Source organism: Candidatus Villigracilis vicinus, from assembly GCF_016702885.1.
GTDB lineage: Bacteria > Chloroflexota > Anaerolineae > Anaerolineales > Villigracilaceae > Villigracilis > Villigracilis vicinus.
In genome coordinates this window covers 48600-73667 of record NZ_JADJDD010000025.1, presented here as the reverse complement: position 1 = coordinate 73667, position 25068 = coordinate 48600, and the positions used below count along the sequence as shown (strand labels likewise).

The window sequence follows — 25068 nt, the reverse complement described above, 5'->3', positions numbered from 1 at the left end:
AAAGGGATATTATCCCTGATTATATCTCGCCTTTTTCTACCATGGATAAAAACAACTTTGCAACAACGGGATCGAAATGTTTACCGGTTTGTTCAATAAAGTACTCAATGATCTGTTCACGGGGCCAGGCTTTGTTGTAGGAACGGTCATTGCTAAGCGCGTCCCAAACATCAGCGACGGCAAAGATGCGGGCTGAAAGGGGGATTTGCTCTCCTGCGAGTTTGCGTGGATAACCCGTCCCGTCCCATTTCTCATGGTGGCAGTATGGGATCTCGACGGCTTTGCTCAGAAAGGGAATTCGCGAGAGTAGTTTAAATGCCGTCTCAGGATGTTTTTCAATGATCAGGCGTTCTTCGGGAGTGAGTTTGCCCGGTTTATGCAAGATCTCGTCTGGTATGCTGATCTTTCCAATATCATGCAGGATCGACCCGCTGCGAATATCTTCAAGCATTTCTCCCTGGATCCCCATCTTCAGGGCGATCTTCAAGGCAGATTCGGTTGTATTGCTTGATCGGGATCGGGAAGTTCTCGAAAACGATCTTTGCCGATTGCCCAACGACATCTTTCGATTCTTTTCCAAGCAGGTCAAGCATGGCTGTGTTGACATCCAGAATACTGTTGTTTTTGTCGAGGATCACAACCGGGTCGACCAGAGTCTCAAATACGTTGTCGCGTGCAACGGGTGTCATATCAAAAATACGAAAACGGAACAACCCCCAGGCTAGCAGCAAGTTTCCAATGGCAACCGTGAATGGAGAAGAGTCTCGTTGTGCAGTAATATAAATACCGGCAAGCGAAAGGATCGAGCCCAGCACTGGCAGCATCAGCCCGGCTAGAATGAACGCGGATTGATTCCTGTACAGGCTGTGAGGCTGGATCATTTTGTGGACCAAAACTGCGCAACCAGAGAAAACAATGAAGAAGATATAGACTGTGTACGTGATGAAAACCGGCGAATACTCATAGACCAATGCCGTGAATGGTTTGGTGGGTAAGATTCTTGGGTTTAGGTAGATCAGGCTGTGATAATCCTTTGCGATGCTCAGGACAGAAAATAGGATCGGAAATACAAAGCTAAGTGCAAATAGCAGGTTTTGGTTCTTGATTTTAAATTCGGTGTACTGAATGATAAAGATGGGAAAGGCAATGACCGCCATGCTCCCAACGACTGCCTGAAAACTTTCCCAAATAATCTTTCCGTTCAATGTGGGTGAAACCATCTCCAGAATATTTCCGGTGATGTACATGGTTTGACTGAGGGTGAATAAAAAAAAGGAGATTGCGCCTCTGGACGTTCTCCACGCCCAAACGTAAAAAAGGAGTCCCAGGGAAATTCCCAGCGACCCTGCATATGGGATCAAAAAAATAATTTTTTCTTCACTCATAATGACATTGTTGGTGGCAGCGATGTGTACGGAGAATCATAATTGGGCACACTGATCAAGAATGCTCGTTATTATATCCCGCCTCTCCCCCGGAAGCCAACTCATTACAAAAATGAAGACGCGGGATTTGACTCCGCGCGTCTTCATTGTGATTGCCCGTTCCTGCTTACTGATGTTTGATCGCCTTCCAGACTCGTTCTGGTGTGGTTGGGTTCACATCCACGTTGACGCCGATAGCATCGAGGATGGCGTTGCCAACTGCTGGTGCCACCCCGTCCATGGGGATCTCCGCCACCGCTTTCACGCCGAACGGATGGCTTGGCTCGAAGGTTTCCACAAAGATGGTTTCCAGCTCCGGCATTTCGTCTGCACGCAGAAGGTGGTAGCGCTCCAGATCGCGTTCATAGGCAACGCCTTTGCTATCGTACCGCATCTCTTCCGAGACGGCGTAGCCAAGCGCCTGCATCATGCCGCCTTCGATCTGACCTGAAGCCGTAAGCGGATTGACGATCACACCGGAGTCTACTGCCATGACCAATTTATCCACTGTCACTTGACCTGTTTCCGTGTCCACTGTCACTTCGGCAAATTGTGCTGCGAAAGGCGGAGGTGAGACCGGCGAGACATAGCTCGCAACACCCATGATCTGTTCTTGATTTGCCTTGTGCAGGGCATGCAGTGCAATGTCCGCGAACGATACTGAACGCCCATCTGGTGACATGGCTTTTCGGTCGACCAAGCGGATGTTTGCCGCTTCTGATTCTGGCAGATCCAGCATCATCGTTGCGCGGATTTTGATCCGCTCTGCCACGATCTGAGCTGCTTTGACTGCTGCTGTGCCGGAAATATAAGTGGTCGAGGAGGCGTATGCGCCAACATCAAACGGTGTGAAGTCAGTGTCCGATGAGTATGTAATCATGTCATCGATGGGGACGCCCAAAACCTCTGCTGCCATTTGGGCAAGGACCGTATCTGAGCCGGTGCCGAGGTCGGTCGCGCCGACCAGCATGTTGAACGAACCATCATCATTCATCTTGATCGATGCACCGCCCATATCCAGGTAGGGGATGGCTGTCCCTTGCATGACCATTGCCACGCCGATGCCTTTTCGTTTTGTACCTTGCTTATGGAACTCGCTGTTCCCGAATTTCTGATCCCAGCCAATGGCGGCTTTCCCTTGAGCCACACATTGCTCCAGCCCAACGGTGTGGATGATCTCGGGACGTGGTTCGCGTCCTTCGTTCCAAGCGGTTGAGAAGGGATGATACTCACCCGGGCGGATGGCGTTCTTCAAACGGAATTCGATTGGGTCAAAGCCCATGGCGCGGGCGATTTTTTCCAAATGACGGTCAAGGGGCCAGTAACCTTGCGGTACGCCGTACCCACGGAAGGCTCCAGCAGGCGGGGTGTTAGTGTAGACGACATCAGCATAGAAGCGGATGTTGGGCGCTTTGCGATATTCCCCATCACCAACATATAACGCCATGGATTTATGTCCCGTGTTACCGGTTACTGTCAGCGCGTGGCAACCATATGCGCCGGTGTCTGAAAGCGCATACATTTCGTTGGCTGTAATTGTCCCATCTTTTTTGACGCCGGTCTTCATTTTGACACGCATGGGGTGACGAGAACGTGCAGCAATGAACTCCTCTTCGCGTGTGTATTCGTAGATCACCGGGCGTCTGGTGGCGATCGTCAGATGGGCGGCTACATCTTCCATCAACACTTCCTGTTTGCCGCCAAAGCCGCCGCCAATGCGCGGCTTGATCACGCGGATGCGTTTTACAGGCAAGCCTAACACGGGCGCCATCATTCTGCGCACATGGAATGGCACCTGTGTGGAAGTGCGGATCACCAAGCGGTCGTCTTCATCCCAATAGGTTACGCAGACATGCGGTTCGATATGACCATGCTGTACTTTGGGTACCTCGTATTCAGCTTCGAATATCTCGTCGGCTTCTGCAAATCCTTTGTTGACATCGCCAATATCAATGCGGATGTGAGCCGCGAGGTTTTTATCAGGGTTGGAATCTGCAAAGTTGACATATTCTGGTTCGTCGTGAATTTTGACTGCATCGGGTTTCATTGCATCGCGTGAGTCAATGATGGCAGGCAGAATCTCATATTCAACATCGATCAATGCAAGCGCCTGCTCGGCGATTTCAGGCGTTTCTGCGGCAACGAACGCCACGCGGTCACCTACAAATCGTACCTTGTGATCCAGTGAAAATGCATCCAGTGGACCCGGAATGGGGTCTGATTGCCCGGCAGTGGAGTACACCACACGAGGCAGGTCTTTCCATGTTAACACCGAGACCACCCCTTTCAGTGCCAATGCCTTGCTTGCATCTATGTTCTTAATGAGTGCATGTGCATGAGGCGAATGCAGCACTTTGGCGTGTAACATTCCACGCATGTCTATGTCGGCAGTAAAGGCAGGTTTGCCCTGCACCAATTTAATGGCGTCCACCTTCTTTTCGGGTTTGCCGACAGTTTTCCAGGTTTGCGTCTCTGATGTGAGCACCACTTTGGGCTTGGTCATAACGTTGGTGAGTTGGTCACTTGGGCTGTTAGGCGCTTCCGGACGATTCCCCCAGTTTCCCAGATCCCAGTTGACTGCTTCTCCATCTTCGGGTGTTTCGCCGCGCATCACTGCGGCTGCTTTTAAAACTGCCTGCACCGGTTTGAGATATCCTGTACAGCGACATAACACGCCAGAGATCGCCTCACGGACTTCATCTTCACTGGGTTTCGGATTTTTCTCCAGAAGGCTTTTCGCGGCGAGGATCTGTGCAGGCGTGCAATATCCGCATTGGATTGCACCGGATTCAACAAAAGCCTTTTGCAGTGGATGCAGACCATCGGTCTTTCTCCAGCCTTGTTCTGGGTGTTCGCCCAGAGATTCGATGGTTGCTACGGCATGACCCTCCGCCTGCGCCGCAAGCATCGACCCTGCGTTGACCGGTTTGCCATCCAGCAAAACCGTATCTGCGCCGGTGAGACCTTGCTCATCGCCAAACTTCACGCCATGGAAACCCAGTCCGCGCAAAGCTGCCAGCAGGGTGGTGGACGCGGGTGCATCGATGATGTATTCAATTCCGTTGATCTTGAGTGTGATGTTCATGTATTGCTCCTCGTAGAACAAGTCTATAGACTTGTTCTACAGCAAATTGGGGTTGACGTAAGTATAAGACCAGTCTTGCCATTTCTCAACCAACCCAGCTTTGACTGGATTATTGACAATGTAATCAAGGATTCTTGTAAATTCTCTGTCATCTCTTACAACATGATCGTAACTTTCATGCTGCCAGAACGCGCCTTTGCGCCCCAGTAATTTTGTGCAGGTATACCCTGTTCGACCTTTGAGTAGGCGCATGACATGACTCAAGGATGTGTAGTGCTTCCCGTCAATAGGTAATGGTGGTTCCTGAATGTCTTGTTGATTAATAAGCAAATGGCAGTGATTGGGCATTAGACAATATGAGTGTAAATTGTAATGTTCGGGGGACAACGTATGAAGCTCGCGTTGAACGATATCTGCAAATTGAGGCTCTGCCAGCCAGCGCGGACTTCCTTCATCGTTTTCAAGCAAAGCGTCAAAACGGGCAAAATGACGTTTTTGCAGGTTATACCGTTCTTCTTGTAATTTAGCTCCTGAATGTCTTGTTGCCAGATTTCTTTTTTCTTGCTCGTACTCTTCCTTCAAGTTCTTCCAAATCTCCACAGGTAGACTTCCTGCTAGGCGAAAAGTAATGAAATATGTGGCATTTGGTTGATGATAATGCGGGAGGTTGCGTTGAAAGAAATCTGCCATTGTTTGAGACTCGTAGAACAAGTCTATAGACTTGTTCTACTGTTACGCGACCTTCGTCACCTTCAACCCAACTTTCGACCCCTCCAGCGCGGACTGTGCCCCTACCACCACCACGGCATCGGATTGTGCCACTTTCTCTAATGCCTCGCCGAATGCAATGAAATCTTCGCCATTGGTGGAGAGTACTTGATCACGATACTTCTGGCGGATCTCATCCGTTCGCCCGGTGATGTAGCGCATCATGGATGTGTAGCCTTTGGCGTCGGGCAGTTGATACGAGTCCAGATCACCGATGGCGGAGATGATGGATTTCTTCAGTTCGTTATCGTTCAGGCGTGAGGCGTCGAGACCTTTCAAAAACGCGGCGGAACTGTCATAACTGGCGATGGTGTTATCCACGTTCGGGTCGCGGTAGGAAAGGAAGGTGAACACACCTGTCGTGTCGTCGAACTGGGCGAAGGCGCCGTACGCGCCGCCCTGCACGCGGATTTTTTCCCACAAGTGAGTCATGCCGAGGTAGCCAACAACTACAGATGAAGAACCATCCAACTCATATCCATGGTCGTAGAGGTTCGCGCCTTTTGCCACATAGTTGACCTGTGCAGGAATCGCCAAGCCTTCCTTTTGAGTTGCCGCTGTAAAGTTGAGCGGCTTAATTTCAACATCCTTCACAGGCATGGCGAAGATGAAATTCTCAAGATGTGGTTGGAAGGTTTTCCAGTTTGCAGCATCGAGGGTCGCATTGCAAAGCAGGGTCTTGCTGTTGATCAAGGTCTCGCGGATGGTCTCCAACTTCTTCAGCACGTTCGCCCATTTTTTATCGATCTCGGTCGCGAGTTCGCGCAGTGCAAACAGATAACCAATGCCCTTGGTCTGGTCGTTGATGTAACCCGTGCCGCCAAATTGCGAGCGCAGGCGCATGTTCGCAAAGCGATGCCCTGCAGGCGCCAAGCCAGATTCTAAGCCCGCCTTTTCTTCCATCACAATTTGCTTGAGGCGTTCCTTATTATCGAACTTCACGGTCAGGAGGACATCACGCAGGATGCTCAACATCTCGTTGGCTTGACTCATCGTGGACTTGCCGCGGATGGTGAGGTATGCGCGGCTCTCTCTTGACCCTTGCGTGGTCGCTGTGACCGACGAGCCGTAGATTCCGCCTGTGCTTTTCCCGATCCGCTGCGACAGTTTGACGTAGTCTTCAGTTTCGGTGCCCACTTCGAACAATGCACGTGCGAAGACTTCAGTCAGCGGCAGGAGTTCTTGCGGCATGGCACGCATGTCGAAGGCGAGGTCAAGATAGACGATGCCATTGGTGAAGATGTCGTGAAACAGGACTTTCGAGTCTTGCACTTGGATTTCTTCAACCGGAATCGTGCGGACTTGCTTGTCGAGGTCTGCCAAATCCAGCACGGGAGTTTTGCCAAGTCTTCCGCCGAGTCGGGAGTCTCCTGACGGATTTTCAACTTCTGGGTGTTCTCAATATGCTTGCGGATGTCGTCGTCGCTCATGGTCTTTCTGGCAGAATCCAGCCTGAGCGTTTCCTCCGCCTCGAGGCGCTGAGCCAATTCCACGTCTGGTGTGAGGCGAATGACCGTGCGGTGCATGTTATCCAGCAGGTGAGTCTGAATCATCTTTTCGAAATAGCGTGAGTCAGCGGCGAGTCGATTCTTGATCTCAGCAAGCGGGGCTTCGAAGGCGAGAGTCTTGAAAGCATCGTCATCGTAGAGCCAGGTGCTGAGGGCGCGCAACATGATGGCGATGCCGCGCGGAAAGCCGCCGGTATTGTTTTCGCGCATGGCGAATTCGAGCGTGTTGATGGAGGCGGCGATGGTGTCTGGGTCGATGCCTTCGGTAACGAGTTTTTGCAGCGTGTCAAAGATGAGCGTTTCGATCTTCTTGGCGTTGCGGGCTTTGGTGCCTTTGAGACCGGTCGAGAAGATCATCTCGTGCAGGTCACTTTCGAGACCGAGACCCGCGAGGTCTTCACCCAAACCTGAATCGGTGAGCGCTTTATAGAGCGGGGAAGCGGGCGTGCCAATGAGGGTGTGTGTGAGAATGTGAAAACTCATTGCCTGCACGGGATCGGATGCGTCGGGTAGTTTCCAGTTGACGGTGAGGAAATGTTTTTTGTCGAGGTCTTCGCCTTCGGTGGCGAGGTAGGCATACTCAAGTTTCTTTGGTTTCTTGAACGGCTTAGCAAGCGGCACCGCTGATTTGACCTTCTTCTTTTTGAACGGCTTGAGATAGCCATCCATCAGTTTGAGACGGGTATCGGGGTCATCATTGCCGTAGAAGAAAATGAACGAGTTGGAGGGGTGGTAGTACGTCTCCCAAAATGCGAAGAAGTTTTCGTAGGTTAGGTTTGTGATCTCTGCCGGGTTGCCGCCAGAGTCCACGCCGTAGATGTGTTTGGGGAACAGCGACTCGATGATGACCTTGGCGAGGTAATTATCGGGCGAGGAATACGCGCCTTTCATCTCATTGAAGACCACGCCTTTGTATTTCAGTGGTGCAGATGGGTCTTCGATCTCGTAGTGCCAGCCTTCCTGCATGAGAGTCTGTTCGCTGAGGATGGGATTGAACACCGCGTCGATGTAGACATCAATCAAGTTGTAGAAATCTTTTTCGTTCTGGCTTGCAACGGGGTAGCAAGTCTTATCGGGGAAAGTGAAGGCATTGACGAAAGTTGCGAGCGAACCTTTGAGCAATTCCACGAACGGTTCCTTGACCGGATATTTCTCCGAGCCGTTCAAAACCGAATGTTCAAGGATGTGCGCCACACCGGTTGAGTCCTTGGGCGTGGTGCGGAAGTTGATGCTGAATACTTTATTCTCGTCGTCGTTGATGACCGAGAGCAGGCGCGCGCCGGTGCGTTTGTGTTCCCACAGTTGCACGAGTGAGTTGATCTCGGGGATTTGTTGTTCTTTGATAAGAGTGAAAGATTTGGTCATGGGTTCCTTTTAGGTAAATGGTAATTGGTGCGTGGTAAGTACTTTTTACTATTTACTCTTTCTTAACCTTATAACTTTTGTTGCCTGTATTTTTCTCGCCGTTCATTGATCGGCTTAAGTGTACCGCGTTCTGAATAAAGCCACATTTCCCAGCCGTTGGCGGGGGCGTTGGTCAATTCTCTTGCAACGGTGTGGATCGAGCCGGTGAGCTTGCCGCATTTGAGATGTCCGTTGGCGAGGATGGTTGCTTCGCGTTTCCCTTTGGCGTATTGGAGTTTTTGCCCCGGCTTGAGATAGCCATGCTCCAGCAGCGCTCCGAACGGAATTCGAGCCTGGTTGCGCCTCTCGGGCAGGTCCAACGCCTCAGCCGGTGCGGACTGAATCGCGGCGATGCGCTTTTGCGCGACCTTGATGTATTTCTTGTCGCGTTCAATGCCGATGAAGTTGCGTCCCAGTTTTTTGGCGACCGCACCGGTCGTGCCGCTGCCGAAAAATGGATCGAGTACCACGTCGCCGGGGTTGGTACTGGATAGGAAGACTCGGTATAAGAGGGCTTCCGGCTTCTGGGTGGGGTGAGCCTTCGTCCCGTTGGTTTTGAGGCGTTCTTTTCCCGTCGCCAATGGAATGACCCAATCACTGCGCATTTGCAGGTCATCGTTCAGGGCTTTCATCGCCTTGTGATTGAAGGTGTATTTTGCGCCTTGTTCTTTTTGCGCCCAGAGCAGGGTCTCGTGTGCATTGGTGAAACGCACGCCGCGGAAGTTCGGCATGGGATTCGTTTTGAGCCAGACCACATCGTTGAGGATCCAATAGCCCAAATTTTGCATCACCGTGCCAACACGATAAATGTTGTGATACGAGCCGATGACCCAAATGGTGCCTGTATCTTTCAAGACCCGCCTTGCTGCGCGTAGCCAGTTAGAGGTGAATTCGTCATATTTTGAGAAACTGGAGAATTTGTCCCAACCGTTATTGACCGCGTCCACTTTGCTGAGGTCGGGGCGGAAGAGGTCGTTCTGCAATTGCAAATTGTAGGGCGGGTCGGCAAAGATCAAGTCCACTGACTTTTCAGGCAGGGAGTTGAGAATCTCAATGCAATCGCCTTGCAGGATCTGGTTGAGGGGGAGGGTCATTGAAGCCAACCCTGTTCGATAACTTTGGCTTGGTCGATAAAGAAATTCTTTACGGATTGCCAGTCAATTTCATTTAGTAAGACAAGGTTTGTTTCGTTTTCTGCGTTCTCAAAAAAGACGAGCCGTTTTACCACCTGAACTTCAAAGTCACGGACGGAAGGATATTTTTGCGGCGCTTTGTTCAGGAGTTCTCTCAATGAAAGGTATTTGCAAATGTAGTAGAGATCGTAAAAATCCTTGCGTGAAGCACGACCAAGAAGGGCGTCGAATTTCATTAGAGCAACGTCTTCGATGGAAGCAAGTCTAATATTTTCAGTTTCAATGAGTGGTGCAATCAAGGGGAATCCGTAACCATAAAACCCAACACGGACATTATTGACAATGTAAACAAGATTACCCCAGGAAGAATCCGTCAACATAATTTGAAATGGATTAAGAGTCTTCTCGATCACTTCTCGCGTGGATGGAATATCTTCTGTTGGTGAAAAGAAATCTAAATCAACTGACAGCCGATGTCCGATTTGCAAAGAAAGCGCAGTTCCACCAGCAAGATAGAATTGGGAACCAAGTTCGGATTGCATGAATCCACGTAAAACCTCCCGCATGGGATTGGTTATGGTGTTCCAGAATAAATCGCTCATGAATGAATATCCAGAACAATCTCCCAAAATGCGCGATGCGGTTGCGGAAGTTTATCTTTCCCGAACTTCCTAACCCAGGCAACAACCTGCTCATGGGTATATACCCCAAATAGCCATTTAATTTCTGCACGATTGCCAAATTGTAAGACCCGCTCGATGATCGTGTGTGCATCTTTTTCAGGAGTTAGTTTTGTGATGTCGTATTCCTGAAAAAATGGTTTGAGGGAAATGGGAATCGAGGTCATGGCAGGACAAATTATACCTTTCACTGCCTTCTTACGCCCGTACGTGATTATCCCCGACGATGACCCACTTATAGGTGGTGAGTTCCCTCAACGCCATCGGACCACGCGCATGCAGGCGTTGCGTGGAGACGGCAACTTCCGCGCCCAAGCCGAGTTCGGTGCCGTCGGTGAAGCGGGTGCTGGCGTTGACGTAGACTGCGGCAGAGTCCACTTCGGCGATGAAGCGTTGGGCATTGTGCGTCAGTGCAGGTGAGGATTCCGTCAGAGTGGGCGGTGCTGTGGGCGGCGATGTGGTCAATCGCTTCATCGAGACCGTCCACGACTTTGATGCCAAGCACAAGCGAGAGCCATTCGGTGTCGAAGTCTTTTTCGCCAGCGGGGAAGACCGTCTCATGCTGAAGCAAGGCGGCGGCTTTCGGTTCGGCGCGGAAGGTGACCCCGGCTGGAACGAGGTTTTCCACGACATGTGGTAAAAATTCTTTTGCAACCTGTTGATGAACCAAAATGGTATCGAGCGCATTGCACACGCTGGGGCGTTGGGTCTTGGCGTTGTGGATGATCTTCAGGGCTGCATCTTGGTCGGCGGTGTCATCTACAAAGAGGTGACAGATGCCGATGCCGCCAGTGATAACAGGGATGTGGCTGTTATCGCGGCAGAACTCATGCAAGCCTGCGCCACCGCGCGGGATGATCATGTCCACATAGTCTCTCAAATGAAGAAGCTCAAGTACAAGGGCGCGGTCGGGGCTGTCTATAAATTGGATCACATCGGCAGAGACGTCACTGCTTGCGAGTGCTTTTTGTAAAACCGCGATCATGGCACGGTTGGTGTTCAACGTTTCACTACCTCCGCGCAAGATGGCGCCGTTGCCGCTTTTGATGGCAATGCTGGCGACATCGATCGTGACGTTGGGGCGTGCTTCGTAGATGACGCCCAGCACACCCAGCGGCACACGTTGTTTGCGGATGTGCAGTCCGTTTGGTTGGGTGGATTCTTCGAAGATCTCGCCAACCGGGTCAGGCAAGTCCGCGACGAGGCGTACGTTGTGGGCAATGTCTGCAAGACGGGCTTCGTTCAGCATCAGGCGATCAATCATGGCTGGGGCAAGCCCTGCTGCTTTGGCAGACTCGACGTCGCTCAAATTGGCGGCGAGAATCGCTTTCTGGTCAGCGACCAAGGCATCGGCTAGGTGATGAAGCGCGGTATTTTTTTGAGTCGTGCTTAAGCGAGCGAGTCCACGGGCGGCGAGGCGGGTACGTTTTCCAAGTTCAGTCAGCATATAAATCCTTATTAAAGAGGTTGAGTAATGGACCGCGGACGACAGACTGCTGACCGTGCAGTGCCGTCTATCGTCTGTGGTCGGCGGTCTATGGTCTAAAGAACTACCAGGTCGTTGCGGTGAATCACTTCATCGCCATAGTCATACCCAAGCAGGGATTCGATCTCATCGGAATGACGTCCGCGCAGGCGGGCGAGGTCGGCGCTGGAATAGTTGGTGATGCCGCGCGCCAGTTCGCGTCCGCTCGGGTCGAGAACGCGGACGGTGTCGCCGCGGTCAAAGTCGCCAGTGATCTGGGTCACACCAATGGGCAATAGGCTGCCGCCTTTTTTGAGCGCAGAGGCGGCGCCTTCGTTGACACTGATCTGCCCCGGCGAAAGCCTACCAGAGAGGATGTAGCGTTTGCGGCTTTCCAGTGTAGAGAGGACGGGCATGAAACGAGTGCCGATGCGCTCCCCACTTGCAAGGCGTGAAAGCACATTGGGTTCTGTGCCTTGTGCGATCACCACGGTCGTCCCGGAACGGCGTGCAAGATCGGCAGCCTGTAATTTGGTGACCATGCCGCCTGTGCCGAGTTTTGTGCCGCTGCCGCCTGCGGCTTCCCAAATTTCTTGTGGAATTTCAGGTGTGCTGATTTCTTGAACAAGCTTTGCATTGGGATTATTGCGCGGGTCAGCAGTGTAAAGACCTTGTTGGTCAGTGAGTAAAACGAGCAAGTCCGCTTCAACGACGTTGGCAACCAGGGCAGAAAGATTGTCGTTATCTCCCACACGGATCTCTTCGGTGGCAACCGTATCATTTTCGTTGATGATGGGAAGTGCCTGATGTGAAAGCAATGCCGTAAGCGTATTGCGTGCATTCAGGTAACGGCGACGGTCGGCAAGGTCTGAGCGCGTGAGCAGGACTTGTGCCAGCGTTAGCCCATATAAACCAAATACCTGCTCATAGATCGCCATCAGGCGTGGTTGACCAATTGCAGAGAGCATTTGCTTTGCGGGAATGTCTTTGGGTAGTTGAGGAAAACCCAGTTTCTCGCGACCGGCTGCGATGGCGCCAGAGGAAACCAAAATGACTTGATGCCCCGCTGTCTGCAATTGGGTCACTTGCCGGGCAAGGTCTACTAGAAAAGGCGCAGAGATCTTTGATGTGCCAGCAGTAAGAGAGGAGGTGCCGAGTTTTACGATGATGAGCATAAGGTTATTAATTAGTCGAGGATTATACCCTCGTCAGACTCGCATCACATCCATTTTATCGGCTACAATTCGCCCTCATGAAATCATTCGCGAGGTTCTTTGCATGGCGTTAATTAGTTTGCAGGAAGTCAGTATCGGCTTTGGCGGGCACCCGCTTTTGGAGGGCGTCAGTTTTCAGATCGAACGCGGCGAGCGCGTCGGTCTGTTGGGGCGTAACGGCATGGGCAAGTCCACGCTGTTGAAGATGCTCAACGATGATTTCATGCCGCATGATGGGGTCATTGCCCGCCAGCAGAACGTCCGCACGGCATATTTGCCGCAGGAAGTACCGCAAGACCTCACTGGGCGTGTCCAAGATATCATCGCGTCGGGTCTCATCGATTCTGATTTTGCCGACGATGAACATCACTGGAAGCGCGACAATCAGGTACAAAAGACCATCTCATTGATGGAACTCGACGGCGATGCCCGCTTTGAAACTCTCTCTGCTGGGATGAAGCGCCGCATCATTCTTGCCCGCGGCTTGGTCTGCAACCCAGACCTTTTGCTTCTCGATGAACCCACCAACCACCTCGACATCCAAGCCATTGATTGGCTCGAAGATTTCCTCAAACGCTGGGGCGGCACGCTTTTATTCGTGACGCATGACCGTGTCTTTTTGCAGAAGCTCACCATCCGCATCATCGAACTCGACCGAGGCAGCGTTTACGATTGGGCATGTGATTACCCGACCTTCCTCGAACGTAAAGAAGCTATGCTCGAGTCTGAACAAATATCGAATGCCCTCTTCGATAAAAAACTTGCGCAAGAAGAACAATGGATCCGCAAAGGCATTGAAGCCCGCCGCACCCGCAACGAAGGACGTGTGCTTGCGTTGAAAAAATTACGTCAACAGCGCTCCGAACGACGTGACCTGCTTGGTAAAGTGAAAATGCAGATCGGCACCGAGAAACGTTCGGGCAGGTTGGTAATCGAAACTGAGAACATCAGTTATGCCTACGCCGAGAAAACCATCATTCGTAACTTCACTACCACCATTCAACGCGGAGATAAGATCGGTATCGTCGGCGCGAATGGGTCAGGCAAGACCACACTGCTGAAACTGCTCATGGGTCAACTGCAACCGCAGACGGGCGAGGTGCGTCACGGTACGAATCTTGAGATCGTCTATTTTGACCAACTGCGCACCCAACTCGACGAATCCAAATCCGTGCTCGATAACGTTGGGCAGGGACGCGACACCGTCACCATCAATGGACGTACGCGCAATCTGATGGGGTATCTCGAAGATTTCCTTTTCACGCGTGACCGTGTCCGCGCGCCTATCACGGCATTGTCAGGTGGTGAGCGTAATCGTCTATTATTGGCACGGCTCTTTGCCATGCCTGCCAATCTGCTCATCCTCGATGAACCGACCAACGACCTTGACATTGAAACACTCGAAATTCTGGAAGACCTTTTGCTGGATTACGAAGGCACGCTCCTGCTCGTCAGCCACGACCGCGCCTTTCTCAATAACATCGTCACCAGCACGTTAATTCTGGATGGCTCCGGGGATGTGAAAGAATTCATTGGCGGATACGAAGATTGGCAAAAGCAATTGGATGCAAGTCCCGCCTCACGTCCAACGCCGAAGCCTGTTCAGTCCGCTCAAGCAGAATCCAAGCCTGAGGTTAAGTCTCGCAAGTTAAGCTATAACGAAAAACGCGAGCTTGAAGAACTTCCCAAACGAATAGAAACGCTTGAAGAAGAGCAGAGACAGCTCACCCTTAAAATGGAAGCGCCCTCCTTTTATCAACAGGAAGGCGCAATCATCACACAAGCCGTCGAACGGCTGGAACAGATTCATAAAGAATTAGCGCAGGTGTACGAGCGCTGGGGCGAATTGGACGGTTAGGTTTATCCGCTCATCACACTCAAGTAGACGGTATTGCTGCGGCTGCTATAGCCCGCCCAGATCAACTTTCATTGAACTTATATTCTTTCAACATTACTGAGCGGTCGTTTTCGACAATGCTGGATTTTCCCTTGGGCAGATTCACCACAGTAACCTGTTCGTCACTGGCATTGCCGGTAAGGGCGAAGTTTTCGACAACTCGTTGCAGGATGGTCTTCTCTTCTGATTGCATGGCGTTTTCCTTATTTGGCGTTTTGAGCTAATAGTTTTTGCATCTCTACTTCGGCATCGAGTGGGGTGATGGATAAAATGAAACTCCATTCCCCGATCAATGTCTTTTTTACGCGGCGGATTAACTCACTGTCATACTCGCTCCACGAGCGGTGACCGCGATGCGCTGTAAGATCACGGATCACCCTGCAAAGCGATTCGGCGCTGCCGTCTTTCAGCATTTCCACGAGATATTGATTTCTTTGGCGGCGGTCTGTGGGGAGTTCTTCCGGAGGTCCGGCGAGAGTATTGAGCAGTTTTTTGAATTCACCCTCATTAACTGGTTTTCTTAATCTTTTTCCCAGGTTTTCATCATCTGGCACCCAAATAGTCAGGTCTGCGATCTGAACCATATAATAAGGTACGGTGTTGTCTCCAAAGGAGCGCTCTTCAATGGCTTTTACCTGCCCCAATCCATGCGTACAATGCACGACCCATTCGCCGGTCTGAAAATTCATACGGGGCTCCTTAATTGTTCAATTGGATAAAAAAATCGCCAGTCCGACAAAAGGACTGGCGCATGGACACTGTCAATCTGTTATGTACAATGTATTATATCACCGATACGGTTCTTTCCTTTGATCGGTAAAAGTTAACATCACTTTATTGTTGCCTGAAATTTCTTTATTGATAGATGTCTTCTTCGTCTTCCAGGGCTGGGGGCGGAGAACCGAGGGCGAAGTCCCAAATGCCGCCTTCTTTCATCGCAGAGGCGACATCATACGGAGTGGGCTGATATTGGTATTTTTGTTTTGCCACAAATTCAAGGATCAATTTGTGGGGCGGTCTTTCCACTTTGAAACTTTTTTGAACGTGATTCAGAAAATATTTTGCGCTTTCGTTCGATATCTCAAAGATACGCGCGATTTCTTCGTAAGCCTTACTCTTGTCTTTTGGGGTCATTAGGATTCTTGTGCTTTCATGATCGAGTTAAACCAACGAGCCCAGGCAGCGATTTGCCAGCGTTGCAGCAACATCCATGCGGTATTCTGACGATGCCCATTCATCGTGCGCTTCGTGGTAGGCGTTGGCTGCGGCTTCTTGAATGCCATCTGCTTCGGTGCCATCCATGGCGAGCAAGGGCGTTTTCCCATATCCACCCAGTGACAGGCGGGTGCGACCGGAATTCCATTGTGCAACGGCAGCGCAAACTACAGGCTTATCGGCAGGGGTCTTGGAGACAAATTCAAATGCAGTCTTTGTGTTGAGTGGAATGGCGATGGATGTGACAAGTCCGCGGGGAAGGGTGAGGATGTATTCGCCAATGTTCGAAGCGCGCGAGTCACTTTTTGAGGTGCGGATTTCGAGTTTGGCATCCATTGCCAGAAGCATGGTCACAAAAGGCGAGCGTCCATCGCTGGCAACGACCGTCCCGGCGACAGTGGCGGTGTTACGGACGTTGAGTGGCGCTTCGAGTTTGATGGCTTTCTTGAGAGGTTCCGGGCACATGCCAGACTCAAGCAATGACTGTAATGTGGCAGTGGCGCCAATTTGCAGTTCATTGCCGTTGACGCGGAGCGCATCCAGCCCCAGGGCTTGTAGGTCTACAACGGCGGCAGGATCAACTGTCCCGTGAGAAAGAAGCGTACCGCCTCCAAGAGGGACGGTGTTTGGCTGTGATAGAAGGGTGAGGGCTTCGTCGAGATTTTTCGGTCGATGGTAGGTTGAGATCATGAGAGTGCCTCCGTAATAGCTTGATTATAAATGCTTATGGAGAGGGTAGGGTCATTTTGAAGCGGACCGCCAGAAGCCGCATGGTAAAAATAGTTAACCCGCCAGTGAGCGAGGCAACCAATGTATTAAGGTTGAGCGTATTGAGTATGATGAAAAGTGCCGTGCCGACAAGTGAACAAGTGGCATAGAGTTCTGTGCTTTGACCAAAAACGCTGGGGATGCGTACGCTCATGACGTCACGCAAGACGCCGCCGAAAATACCGGTAACCACCCCCATGAGCACAGCCACAATGGATGGAATGCCTAGTTGCAGTGCATAGGTAGCGCCTAAAATGCTGAAAATGCCAAGTCCGATGGCATCTGCAAACACGAGCAGGCGATTGGATATCCGATTGAGTCGATAGAATGAAATAATGGCTACAACGAATGTTGTTACGGTCAACCAGGCGTCATTGACCCAAAAGACAGGGGTGCGTCCAAGGAGCAGGTCGCGTACTGTGCCGCCGCCAAATGCAGTGACAAAGGCGATTGTTGTGGCTCCGACAATGTCCATTTGATGTTTGCGTGCTTCAAGTGCGCCAGAAATGGACGATGCCGCCACCGCGATGTAAGTGAGTACGAGTAGAATTTGTTCCATTCGCCTAGTATCACACAAGTATTACTGAAATGCCCGCCATCAAACGATGGCGGGCATTTATTTATCTTACTGCGATTCGTATGGAGATAGGTACTCCCGTTTAAGCGCCTGCACTAGGATGTCAATAATAGCGCCGTCTATATAGTGCCCGTGGAAATGCCAGACTGGCTGGATGTATTGACCATCTGCCGCGTCTGTTGGAGAGTCGTAGAGCATTTTGGGATCCGAGACGTAATATTCAAGCTGGATGCTGTCCACTATGAGATCAGGTTGGATGTATTCATCCGAATTTCCATACGGGTCTGGTCCTGGTGGCAGGATTTTATTTGCCATGGGCTCAATATCGAGTGGAAGTCCGGTGGTTGGGTTGGTGGCGGGTACCATGTTGAATACTCTTATCGCAGGCATCCCTTCGTATGTTTCGCCGGGGACGATCAAAGCTTCGACGCTTACACCTTCAGGGAAATCACCTTTAAAACTTATGTCTTGGTAGGTACCCATTTCTGAGAGAATAACGTAGGTATCATTCCCGGTGGTGAAGAACGCCATCGGATATCCATTGATCTCTTTTACAGTCTCTTTGCCTTGCAGGATCTGATATTGCAAACCCGGGTAGAGTTCCTCATATTGCTTCACATCCAGAAATGCTGAACCATTCTCTGAAAAACTGATGTCGCCCCATATTTTTACCGGACGATTGATCATCTTTTGAAGCGGCTCGAGCTCGTCTCCCGTCAACTCATAGTAGGCGCTGTCCTGTACACTGACAAAGTTGTATTGATAGCGCAATCTGCCATCGGGCTTTTTGAATTGATAGACGTTGACGATCCCTTCCGCGCCTTCCAGTTGGGTGGGTCCCGGCACACCGGGAATTTTTATGATCCAGCCGTTTTGAATGACGTTCAAGTCTGTGATGTAGTTGACGCGCTTAAGATCTTCAAGCGGAACATTGAAGGTGGCTGCAATACTTTCCAGTGTGTCGCCGCTTTTTACTGTGTAGTTTAAAAAGCTACTTATTTCTGCGGGACTGTATTGATCTTCTGACGGGATAGGCGTTGGGAAGACCGCTGGCGTGCCGGTTAGATTGAGTGGATAAAACCCGTAACCGCCACCGCCGCCACCGCCGCCCATGCTGCTGGCGTCCGCTATGTATTGGATGTTCGACCAGTCCAATGTATTCTCAATGAGCGCGCCAGTAATCCCGATATAAGATTCTTCGATCTTGGTATTCAGTGGCAGATCTGCAGGCGGATCGAGTAAGATGTACTCGCTTTTGCCATCGTCACCGATAAGTAAGATTTGGCTGCCTTCCTGGCGCAATGAACCAGAAATATAACCTTGTATCGAGTTCACATCGGCAGTCTCCACGTTGAATTTACGGACTCCATCCTCTAACAAAAACTGACCGGTTGCCTGCACGAACGTATAGTCATTGACTGTTTTTAGAGCTTCAATATTCCCAATTGCGGGGGTGCTTCCAATAAAGATCAATGGCGGTTGCCCTGGAGTTGCTGCGTCATATTTTATGAGGCTGCCAGAAATTGTGACGGTTTCATTATTTGGATATTCTCGATACCATTGTTGCGGAATTTCACCGCTGCCGCCAGATGAACCGCTTTCTGTCATGCCAACAGTGGAGTTGGGATCCAGGATCGCATCAAGGGCATCTTTGGCGCTGATAATGTCGTAGGTTCCTGCTGGGTTCTGGTCGTAACTCATCAGGTTGGCGGTAAGGTTTGCCACCTCGCCATTCTTGTCGAGGGTGACTGTTGAACCCTGGATGGTATAGATATCATATTGCATAGGGATGTCATCCGGTGACACTTGCGCAAATTGATAGATGCCTTCCATGGGAGATTCGCTGATATCTAATTTCAAGTCAAAGCCATTCGCTTTGAAGAAGTCGAAGATGATCGCTTCTGCATTTTCGTTAAAAACACCGTAGTATCCACGATCTGTCACTACGATATCCGGGGTGTAGGTGAAATAATTCTTTGTGTAAACGGTAAGAATGCGTTTTCCGTCTGAGATGACATAGCCCGTTTGCTCTGGCGATTGCGGAAAAGCCACCTTGTAGGTATCACCTTTTAATCCAAATTTATCTGCGAGGGCTTGCGCCTCTTCCTGGGTTGCTGGTTGGTCATTGCGGTATGTATATATGTTTGCGCTGGCAGGTGATTCTGGTAAAGGAGCCGTGAGGACTAATTTCCCTTCACGGTAGTCGTAGCTCTCCCCGTTATCTTCGCTGGTACTGTTTTGCGGGTCAATGACGCTTTCGGGTGTGCTTTGTATTTCACTGGTGCCTGCACTGTTTTGAGGTCGAATGGTTTGGAAAATCCAAAAGATAACGATCACCAATGCACCTAGTGCGGCAATGCCGGTCAGTGTGGGACGATTTGCAGTAATACTCCTGCTAAAATTGGAAAAGAAACCTGCTTTGGGGCGGTATTCTTTGCGGAGCTTCTCTTCCAATTCAGCCTTAAACATCAGGTTCGGCTGAATCTGTTCGGCGGTGTCTTCCAATAAATTTTCGATGTTTTTTTCTTGATCCAATTCATTCATTCTTCCACCTCCATTCTGAGGGTGGTTCGCTCACGCAGATCTTGTAATCCGCGTGAAACGAGCATTTTGACGGACGCTTCATTTTTCTTCATTATGTGCGCGGCTTCAAGATAGGTTAGTCCGCCAAAGTAAATGAGAATGATGGCTTCGCAGCGGTCGCTTGAAACCTGTTTGAGTGCCTGTGCAATGGATTGCAGCCTAATGCGTTGCATCGCGGCTTTATCTGTAGGCAGGCTGGGATTTGGGTAATGTTCCACTGTCTCCAGCGAGACTTCGTGTCTGTTTTCGCGAAAGAACATAAGGCGCTTTTTTGAAGCAATTCCCATGACCCACGCTGCAAATGACCCTTCGCCCCGGTAGGAACGAATGTTTTCCATGGCTGCCACGAAGGTCTGTGAAGTCAGGTCTTCGGCGTCTTTTACATTGCCAATGTGTGCCATGTGGTAGCGGTAAACCCGCGTCACGTGTTGGCGATACAGTTCGGCAAAGGCATCTACATCTGTGGCAGCCTTACGTGCTAGGTCTTCTTCGTCCAGCTCTTTAATGTCCATATTTGTTAGGGTAGTCATAAACCTCCTGGGTAGTGTGTGCACATGGTTATGTTGCAGGAGGCGGAGAAAAGTAACAGGCAAAATAAGAAAATAGCCTACAGACGATGATTGTGGCGACATCGGCGTCCGCAGACTATTTGTAAATGTCTATTATTGATCCGGGTAAACTTTCCAGCCCAGTTCCTCGAGTTTACTCATGTCAAATTGATCTGGGGGTACATTGATGTGCATCCCTGTGCCTTCGGCTAGTAGTTCATTTGTTTCAGCATCATAGATACCGCCCCAGGCTTCGGCAATGCGACCCTTATTCTTCAATACCTTGCCGACGATCTTCAGCATCTTTCCGATCGGCACGTTCTTGCGATATTTAACCTCAAGCTTGCCGGTGAACATAAAGCGTGGATTCGTCGGGTCGCTGCCCATGTACGCACGCCCTGAGACTTCGTCAATGATCGCCGCTACAATGCCGCCATGCAAAACACCCGGGAACCCTTCGAAATGGTCTGGTGCAAGGTATTGGGTTTCTATCACCCCTGGCTCTGTTTCGTAAAAATGCAAATGCAAACCGACAGGGTTTTCCACTCCGCATATGAAACAATGCCGTGAATTGGGTTGCTTTGTTTTAGACATTACTTTTCTCCCCAATGAATGGCAATGGTGCCAAACATCAAACGTTCAAAATTAACCCTTCGGAAGCCGACCGCCACCATGCGTACGGTGAGCTCTTCCGCAGTTAAAAATCCTTCAGTAGTGTCTGGCAGGTAAGGTGTACGCCTCGCGTACCCCAGACAATATACCGCCCAATGTTGGAATGATGACATGCATATGAAATTTAATGAACGGCGAAAGGAGATTCTTTTTCGGTCGGGTCGTATCAAGGATGACGATTCGTCCGCCGGGCTTGAGCGCGCGATGCTGCTCCTTCAGGGCTTGCTGCACATCGGTGACATTGCGCATTAGGAAACCGGAGACTATCGCATCGAAGGTTTTTTCCTTGAATGGCAGGTTTAACGCATCCGCAGATGAAAAGTTGAGATTGCCGTTTTTTTTACCAACGCGCATCATCTCCAGAGTGAAATCCGCCGCGGTTACACGGGCTTTAGGGAACTGTGTCAGCGCCTCCCGAGCCAGGTCGCCGGTGCCTGTTCCCAGGTCCAGTAGAGAGGCGTTGTGCATCAGGCGCGCGCGGCGAATGACTTCCTTTCGCCAGCGAACATCTTGTCCGCCTGTCATCAGTCGATTCATCAGATCGTAGCGATGGGCGATCTGAGTGAACATGGATTGAACATAATTGGCGCGTTCCCGCCCGGTGAGTTGGGTCATGAATTCTCCTGAATTGTGCAGCTTGTCTTGCGGGTTGGAATTATACCCATGTTATACTGCGGCACTTATGAATGATAAACCGAATCTTTTTCAAATCTGGTGGCTTGCCATACGTCCGCGTACTTTACCGGCAGCAGCATCAGGTGTGGCGATGGGCAGTGCGCTTGCGTGGTACGACGGTTCATTTCGGTGGATGCCGGCGTTGGCAGCTTTAATGGTGGCATTACTTCTTCAGATCGCCAGCAACGTGGCGAATGATGTTTTTGATTTTGAACGCGGGGCAGATACGGCAGAACGAATGGGACCCTTGCGTGTCACTCAAGCTGGACTTCTTTCACCCTCGCAGGTTAAGCGCGGCTTGATGGTTGTGCTTGCTTTGGCGGTTGTGTTCGGTTTGTATCTTGCCGCGCTTCGCGGCTGGACCGTGATCTGGATCGGCGCTGCAGCCATTCTCTCCGCTGTTGCTTATACCGGCGGTCCGTATCCATTGGGCTATCATGGACTCGGCGATATATTTGTATTTATCTTCTTTGGTCTTGCCGCTGTTGCCGGTACATACTACGTTCAGGCAGGCTTCGTCTCTTCAGCCGCATGGTGGATGGCTGTGCCGATCGGTTTGATCATTACCGCAATTCTGGTTGTAAATAACCTGCGTGATCTCGAGAGTGACCGCAAGGCAGGCAAACATACATTGGCAGTTCGCTTTGGTGAAACCGGAACGAAGATCGAATACGTGCTGTGTATGGGAGTGGCTTACCTGATCCTGCCGTTCTTTGTAATGATGAAGCTCATTCCACTTGGCGGGTTGTTGGCGTGGTTGTCATTGCCTTTTGCGCTGCGTACGTTACGCGTTGTCCTTACTCAAAAAGGTCGTGCTTTAAATGCTGCGTTGGCAGGCACAGGGCAGACTGCATTTTTATTCAGCCTGCTATTTTGGCTGGGCTTGCTTCTCTAGTTCGGTGTCCCATTTGAACTCTGCACCTAACTTACGAACTTCCATTTGCACCACTTTTTTTCCAACCAGTCTACTGAAAAATACATACCCAGCCCCAGCAGACTCATGGCGATCACACCTGCATACATGGATGGGTAATCCAGCAGGGTGCTGCCTTTATAGTAGATGTAATAACCAAGCCCATACTTTGTTGCTGAAAGCTCGGTGATATACAACACTGCGACTGCCGTTCCGATGGATTGGCGCAGGGCAGTTAGAATGGCAGGCAGGCTTGCCGGTAAATATACGAACCGAAACAGTGCACGGCGACCAGCACCGAGGCTTTGCAGGCTTTGAATTAATTGCGGCGCAATTCCGCTCGCCTGGTCTCTGACGAGCACAATGATCTGAAAGAACAGGATCAGAAACATGATAACGATCTTGGATGTGTCGCCAATACCAAGGAAAAGAATAATGATGGGTACGAAAACCACTTTAGGAATGGGGTAGAGCAGGTAAATGATGGGGGAGAACAGACGGTTCAACCGTTTTGACCCACCGATAACCAACCCGGCTGGCGCGGCGATCAAAACCGAAAGGAGCATCCCGGCACTAACGCGCCACAAACTGACCGAGAAATGAATAAGCAACTCACTCTGTAATTCCTTGAAGAATACCGCGAGTACGGTTATTGGCTCAGGCAGAATGGGTAAATTCACAAGCATTGCTGTGATCTGCCAAATGACGAAGAGCGCAAGGGTAGTGTAGAAAATGTCCCGCCGCTTCATGCTGTAATATCCTTTTTTTGCATTTCGCTCCAAAGGTGTTCGCATGTAGCATGGAATTCGGCTGTATTACGGTAGCCGCTTGAACCTGCATTTGGATTCTCAACTATATATGGTTTGTCGTTGGGCGTTGTTCCAAGAAGTAGGATTTTCCTCCCAAGCACCGCTGCCTCTTCAATGGCATGAGTCACGATGATGAACGTAATGCTCTTTTCGGCACACAAGCTAAGGGTCAGGTTTTGCAGGTCTTCGCGGGTGATGGCGTCGAGTGAAGAGAATGGTTCATCCATCAACAGCAGGTCTGGTTCAAGAGCCAATGTGCGGGCGATTGCCGTACGTTGACGTTGACCACCCGAGAGCTGACCGGGGAATTTATCTGCCACTTCACTCAATCCCAAGCGGTTGAGCCAGGTTTCAGTATTATTTTTGGAAATAAAATTATTGGGTGTGTGCTTCCCGTCAGGTCCGTAGAAATTGCGGACTTTTAAACCCAGTTCTACATTCTCACGTACAGTTGACCAGGGCAGCAAACCGTAATCCTGCAGGATCAATCCGCTTTGTGGGCGCGGACGGGTGATCTGCTCGCCGCTAATCTTTACTTCGCCTGATGCGGGGAATTTTAGCCCTGCAAGCAAATATAGCAAGGTCGTTTTACCGCAACCTGAAGGTCCTAAAATCGCCCAAGTCTCGCCGCGCGAGACCGCCCAATTAAAGTTCTGAAAGAGGGGCAAGCCATTTGTGTATTCAAAGGCGAGAGAGCGGATGGATATCATTAAGCAGTTCGGTTATTCAGGCGAGGGGCATCCCTCGCCTGAAATTGTTTTTTATGGAAGCAAAGTTCCGTTTACAGAGTCGGAGTATGAAACATCCACGGTCAACATCCCCTTTTCTTTCGCCCATGCCAATGCATCATTCCATTCCTCTTCCGTGGGAATTTCGCCAGCAGGGAAGGTTGGAACTTTGAAAGTTTCCAGTAATGGCGGGGGGACGAGTCCCTTGTCACTTAATAGAGACGTGTATTTGGTCGGGTCTGCGTTGATAAGTGAGGTTGCCTCTTCGATCGCGGCGAGAAATGCACTTACAGCGGTTGGGTTTTTGTCTACTGTGTCTTTGCGGAAGGAGTACACACTAAATCCATATTCTGGGTGAGTTGAATCGTCCAATACTTTTACTGCACCCTGGCTGATGGCTAGTGAAGCAAGTGGGTCCGGTAATACCCCAGCGGCAAGTTCGCCTGATCCAAGCAGTGCCATCCGGTCAGGAATCTTTGGTACTGCTATAGTCTTGATCTCGTCGGAGCTTAAGCCTTCGGCTCGCAGCAATCGTTCCGTAACATATTCAATGACCGTTCCTTGTGAGACACCGATTTCGACCCCCTTCAGTCCTTGTGCATCGGTGATGCCGCTCTTGCCTGAAGCAAGGATGAAGAAATGACCAAACCCTTCGGTTGGGCGCAAGGCATATCGTACAGCTTGCATCTGGATTGCGTCTTTGTTGAAGAGCATTACAGACAGGGTCTCGTTGATGGTGCCATCTGCCTGCCCTGCTGAAAGTAATTGGTCGCGCTCGGGTGCGGAGGCAACTGGAACAAGTTCCACAGTCACGCCGTGTTTGGCAAATAGCCCTTCTGCTTCAGCAACATACATTGGAAGCGTGTCAATGATAGGCAGGGTTGCTACTTTAAGTGTGCCAGTGCTTTCATTCGCTCCCTCTCCTGAACCGGCGGGCGCACAGGCGCTAAGGACAAGGCTGAGTGCTAGTAGAACAAAAAAGAATGAACGTGTGATTCTCAT

The 25068-nt window shown here is 50.6% G+C and carries 22 protein-coding genes and 2 pseudogenes; 2 read left to right on the top strand and 22 right to left on the bottom strand.

The features are described 5' to 3' along the window. Positions 1 to 19: 19 nt before the first annotated feature. The 10 genes and pseudogenes from IPG80_RS16115 to proB all read right to left on the bottom strand — a co-directional run bounded on the left by IPG80_RS16115 (position 20) and on the right by proB (position 12642). Positions 20 to 469 (bottom strand): HD domain-containing phosphohydrolase, encoded by a 450-nt coding sequence (locus IPG80_RS16115; RefSeq protein WP_345110145.1) that lies wholly within the window; start codon positions 467 to 469, stop codon positions 20 to 22. Then, positions 444 to 1385 carry a histidine kinase N-terminal 7TM domain-containing protein gene (locus IPG80_RS16110; protein WP_345108809.1) on the bottom strand — a complete coding sequence of 314 codons (942 nt, stop codon included), beginning with the start codon at positions 1383 to 1385 and terminating at the stop codon, positions 444 to 446. Before IPG80_RS16110 ends, IPG80_RS16115 begins: the two co-directional genes overlap by 26 nt. Before the next feature lie 166 nt (positions 1386 to 1551). After that, on the bottom strand, positions 1552 to 4509 hold the full coding sequence (locus IPG80_RS16105) for a molybdopterin cofactor-binding domain-containing protein (protein ID WP_345108806.1): 2958 nt from the start codon (positions 4507 to 4509) through the stop codon (positions 1552 to 1554). 36 nt (positions 4510 to 4545) lie between these two features. After that, on the bottom strand, positions 4546 to 5199 hold the full coding sequence (locus IPG80_RS16100; protein WP_345108803.1) for a transposase: 654 nt from the start codon (positions 5197 to 5199) through the stop codon (positions 4546 to 4548). Positions 5200 to 5241: 42 nt separating this feature from the next. Beyond that, positions 5242 to 8150 (bottom strand): annotated as a pseudogene (locus IPG80_RS16095) (insulinase family protein). 68 nt (positions 8151 to 8218) lie between these two features. Further along, positions 8219 to 9283, bottom strand: a complete 1065-nt coding sequence (locus tag IPG80_RS16090; RefSeq protein ID WP_345108800.1) for a DNA methyltransferase — start codon at positions 9281 to 9283, stop codon at positions 8219 to 8221. Then, positions 9280 to 9924 (bottom strand): nucleotidyl transferase AbiEii/AbiGii toxin family protein, encoded by a 645-nt coding sequence (locus IPG80_RS16085; protein ID WP_345108797.1) that lies wholly within the window; start codon positions 9922 to 9924, stop codon positions 9280 to 9282. The genes IPG80_RS16090 and IPG80_RS16085 overlap by 4 nt, the downstream gene beginning before the upstream one ends. Then, positions 9921 to 10169, bottom strand: a complete 249-nt coding sequence (locus IPG80_RS16080) for a hypothetical protein (protein ID WP_345108794.1) — start codon at positions 10167 to 10169, stop codon at positions 9921 to 9923. Before IPG80_RS16080 ends, IPG80_RS16085 begins: the two co-directional genes overlap by 4 nt. Before the next feature lie 31 nt (positions 10170 to 10200). After that, a pseudogene (locus IPG80_RS16075) lies at positions 10201 to 11449 on the bottom strand (glutamate-5-semialdehyde dehydrogenase). Between the two features lie 95 nt (positions 11450 to 11544). Then, positions 11545 to 12642: a glutamate 5-kinase gene (gene proB, locus IPG80_RS16070; RefSeq protein WP_345108791.1), complete on the bottom strand. Its 1098-nt coding sequence runs from the start codon at positions 12640 to 12642 to the stop codon at positions 11545 to 11547. Positions 12643 to 12745: 103 nt separating this feature from the next. Here proB and IPG80_RS16065 point away from each other — a divergent pair, with 103 nt between their 5' ends. Beyond that, positions 12746 to 14539, top strand: coding sequence for an ATP-binding cassette domain-containing protein (locus IPG80_RS16065; RefSeq protein ID WP_345108787.1), 1794 nt, complete (start codon positions 12746 to 12748; stop codon positions 14537 to 14539). Between the two features lie 61 nt (positions 14540 to 14600). Here the strand turns inward: IPG80_RS16065 and IPG80_RS16060 are convergent, their stop codons facing one another. The 9 genes from IPG80_RS16060 to IPG80_RS16020 all read right to left on the bottom strand — a co-directional run bounded on the left by IPG80_RS16060 (position 14601) and on the right by IPG80_RS16020 (position 21556). Continuing rightward, on the bottom strand, positions 14601 to 14771 hold the full coding sequence (locus IPG80_RS16060; protein WP_345108784.1) for a hypothetical protein: 171 nt from the start codon (positions 14769 to 14771) through the stop codon (positions 14601 to 14603). A 10-nt stretch (positions 14772 to 14781) separates the two neighbouring features. Continuing rightward, positions 14782 to 15267 (bottom strand): CarD family transcriptional regulator, encoded by a 486-nt coding sequence (locus IPG80_RS16055; protein WP_345108781.1) that lies wholly within the window; start codon positions 15265 to 15267, stop codon positions 14782 to 14784. A 166-nt stretch (positions 15268 to 15433) separates the two neighbouring features. Then, positions 15434 to 15712 carry a hypothetical protein gene (locus IPG80_RS16050; protein ID WP_345108776.1) on the bottom strand — a complete coding sequence of 93 codons (279 nt, stop codon included), beginning with the start codon at positions 15710 to 15712 and terminating at the stop codon, positions 15434 to 15436. Positions 15713 to 15739: 27 nt separating this feature from the next. After that, complete coding sequence (locus IPG80_RS16045) at positions 15740 to 16483, bottom strand: FAD binding domain-containing protein (RefSeq protein WP_345108773.1); 744 nt, start codon at positions 16481 to 16483, stop codon at positions 15740 to 15742. A gap of 34 nt (positions 16484 to 16517) precedes the next feature. Next, a complete protein-coding gene (locus IPG80_RS16040; RefSeq protein ID WP_345108770.1) occupies positions 16518 to 17120 on the bottom strand; it encodes a trimeric intracellular cation channel family protein in 603 nt (200 codons plus the stop codon). 66 nt (positions 17121 to 17186) lie between these two features. Further along, positions 17187 to 19682 (bottom strand): LysM domain-containing protein, encoded by a 2496-nt coding sequence (locus IPG80_RS16035; protein WP_345108767.1) that lies wholly within the window; start codon positions 19680 to 19682, stop codon positions 17187 to 17189. Beyond that, positions 19679 to 20251 (bottom strand): RNA polymerase sigma factor, encoded by a 573-nt coding sequence (locus tag IPG80_RS16030; protein ID WP_345108764.1) that lies wholly within the window; start codon positions 20249 to 20251, stop codon positions 19679 to 19681. The genes IPG80_RS16035 and IPG80_RS16030 overlap by 4 nt, the downstream gene beginning before the upstream one ends. Before the next feature lie 132 nt (positions 20252 to 20383). Continuing rightward, positions 20384 to 20863, bottom strand: coding sequence for a PaaI family thioesterase (locus IPG80_RS16025; RefSeq protein ID WP_345108761.1), 480 nt, complete (start codon positions 20861 to 20863; stop codon positions 20384 to 20386). A 114-nt stretch (positions 20864 to 20977) separates the two neighbouring features. Next, positions 20978 to 21556, bottom strand: a complete 579-nt coding sequence (locus IPG80_RS16020) for a ubiquinone/menaquinone biosynthesis methyltransferase (protein WP_345108758.1) — start codon at positions 21554 to 21556, stop codon at positions 20978 to 20980. 67 nt (positions 21557 to 21623) lie between these two features. Between IPG80_RS16020 and IPG80_RS16015 the strand changes: the two genes are divergently transcribed. Beyond that, entirely contained in the window at positions 21624 to 22511 is an 888-nt protein-coding gene (locus IPG80_RS16015; protein ID WP_345108755.1) for a 1,4-dihydroxy-2-naphthoate polyprenyltransferase, read from the top strand. A gap of 26 nt (positions 22512 to 22537) precedes the next feature. Here the strand turns inward: IPG80_RS16015 and IPG80_RS16010 are convergent, their stop codons facing one another. Genes IPG80_RS16010 through IPG80_RS16000 form a run of 3 tightly spaced genes read right to left on the bottom strand, consistent with a single transcriptional unit; the run spans position 22538 to position 25068 of the window. Further along, entirely contained in the window at positions 22538 to 23278 is a 741-nt protein-coding gene (locus IPG80_RS16010) for an ABC transporter permease (RefSeq protein WP_345108752.1), read from the bottom strand. After that, a complete protein-coding gene (locus IPG80_RS16005) occupies positions 23275 to 24048 on the bottom strand; it encodes an ABC transporter ATP-binding protein (RefSeq protein ID WP_345108749.1) in 774 nt (257 codons plus the stop codon). The genes IPG80_RS16010 and IPG80_RS16005 overlap by 4 nt, the downstream gene beginning before the upstream one ends. Positions 24049 to 24099: 51 nt before the next feature. Next, the gene (locus tag IPG80_RS16000) at positions 24100 to 25068 is read right to left on the bottom strand and encodes an ABC transporter substrate-binding protein (RefSeq protein ID WP_345108746.1); all 969 of its coding nucleotides are present in this window, start codon (positions 25066 to 25068) and stop codon (positions 24100 to 24102) included.

What these genes read in the sequence shown, in the direction of transcription:
- IPG80_RS16115 (WP_345110145.1), bottom strand. Translation starts at nt 469, where the DNA reads ATGGGGATCCAGGGAGAAATGCTTGAAGATATTCGCAGCGGGTCGATC.
- IPG80_RS16110 (WP_345108809.1), bottom strand. Translation starts at nt 1,385, where the DNA reads ATGAGTGAAGAAAAAATTATTTTTTTGATCCCATATGCAGGGTCGCTG.
- IPG80_RS16105 (WP_345108806.1), bottom strand. Translation starts at nt 4,509, where the DNA reads ATGAACATCACACTCAAGATCAACGGAATTGAATACATCATCGATGCA.
- IPG80_RS16100 (WP_345108803.1), bottom strand. Translation starts at nt 5,199, where the DNA reads ATGGCAGATTTCTTTCAACGCAACCTCCCGCATTATCATCAACCAAAT.
- IPG80_RS16090 (WP_345108800.1), bottom strand. Translation starts at nt 9,283, where the DNA reads ATGACCCTCCCCCTCAACCAGATCCTGCAAGGCGATTGCATTGAGATT.
- IPG80_RS16085 (WP_345108797.1), bottom strand. Translation starts at nt 9,924, where the DNA reads ATGAGCGATTTATTCTGGAACACCATAACCAATCCCATGCGGGAGGTT.
- IPG80_RS16080 (WP_345108794.1), bottom strand. Translation starts at nt 10,169, where the DNA reads ATGACCTCGATTCCCATTTCCCTCAAACCATTTTTTCAGGAATACGAC.
- proB (WP_345108791.1), bottom strand. Translation starts at nt 12,642, where the DNA reads ATGCTCATCATCGTAAAACTCGGCACCTCCTCTCTTACTGCTGGCACA.
- IPG80_RS16065 (WP_345108787.1), top strand. Translation starts at nt 12,746, where the DNA reads ATGGCGTTAATTAGTTTGCAGGAAGTCAGTATCGGCTTTGGCGGGCAC.
- IPG80_RS16060 (WP_345108784.1), bottom strand. Translation starts at nt 14,771, where the DNA reads ATGCAATCAGAAGAGAAGACCATCCTGCAACGAGTTGTCGAAAACTTC.
- IPG80_RS16055 (WP_345108781.1), bottom strand. Translation starts at nt 15,267, where the DNA reads ATGAATTTTCAGACCGGCGAATGGGTCGTGCATTGTACGCATGGATTG.
- IPG80_RS16050 (WP_345108776.1), bottom strand. Translation starts at nt 15,712, where the DNA reads ATGACCCCAAAAGACAAGAGTAAGGCTTACGAAGAAATCGCGCGTATC.
- IPG80_RS16045 (WP_345108773.1), bottom strand. Translation starts at nt 16,483, where the DNA reads ATGATCTCAACCTACCATCGACCGAAAAATCTCGACGAAGCCCTCACC.
- IPG80_RS16040 (WP_345108770.1), bottom strand. Translation starts at nt 17,120, where the DNA reads ATGGAACAAATTCTACTCGTACTCACTTACATCGCGGTGGCGGCATCG.
- IPG80_RS16035 (WP_345108767.1), bottom strand. Translation starts at nt 19,682, where the DNA reads ATGAATGAATTGGATCAAGAAAAAAACATCGAAAATTTATTGGAAGAC.
- IPG80_RS16030 (WP_345108764.1), bottom strand. Translation starts at nt 20,251, where the DNA reads ATGACTACCCTAACAAATATGGACATTAAAGAGCTGGACGAAGAAGAC.
- IPG80_RS16025 (WP_345108761.1), bottom strand. Translation starts at nt 20,863, where the DNA reads ATGTCTAAAACAAAGCAACCCAATTCACGGCATTGTTTCATATGCGGA.
- IPG80_RS16020 (WP_345108758.1), bottom strand. Translation starts at nt 21,556, where the DNA reads ATGACCCAACTCACCGGGCGGGAACGCGCCAATTATGTTCAATCCATG.
- IPG80_RS16015 (WP_345108755.1), top strand. Translation starts at nt 21,624, where the DNA reads ATGAATGATAAACCGAATCTTTTTCAAATCTGGTGGCTTGCCATACGT.
- IPG80_RS16010 (WP_345108752.1), bottom strand. Translation starts at nt 23,278, where the DNA reads ATGAAGCGGCGGGACATTTTCTACACTACCCTTGCGCTCTTCGTCATT.
- IPG80_RS16005 (WP_345108749.1), bottom strand. Translation starts at nt 24,048, where the DNA reads ATGATATCCATCCGCTCTCTCGCCTTTGAATACACAAATGGCTTGCCC.
- IPG80_RS16000 (WP_345108746.1), bottom strand. Translation starts at nt 25,068, where the DNA reads ATGAGAATCACACGTTCATTCTTTTTTGTTCTACTAGCACTCAGCCTT.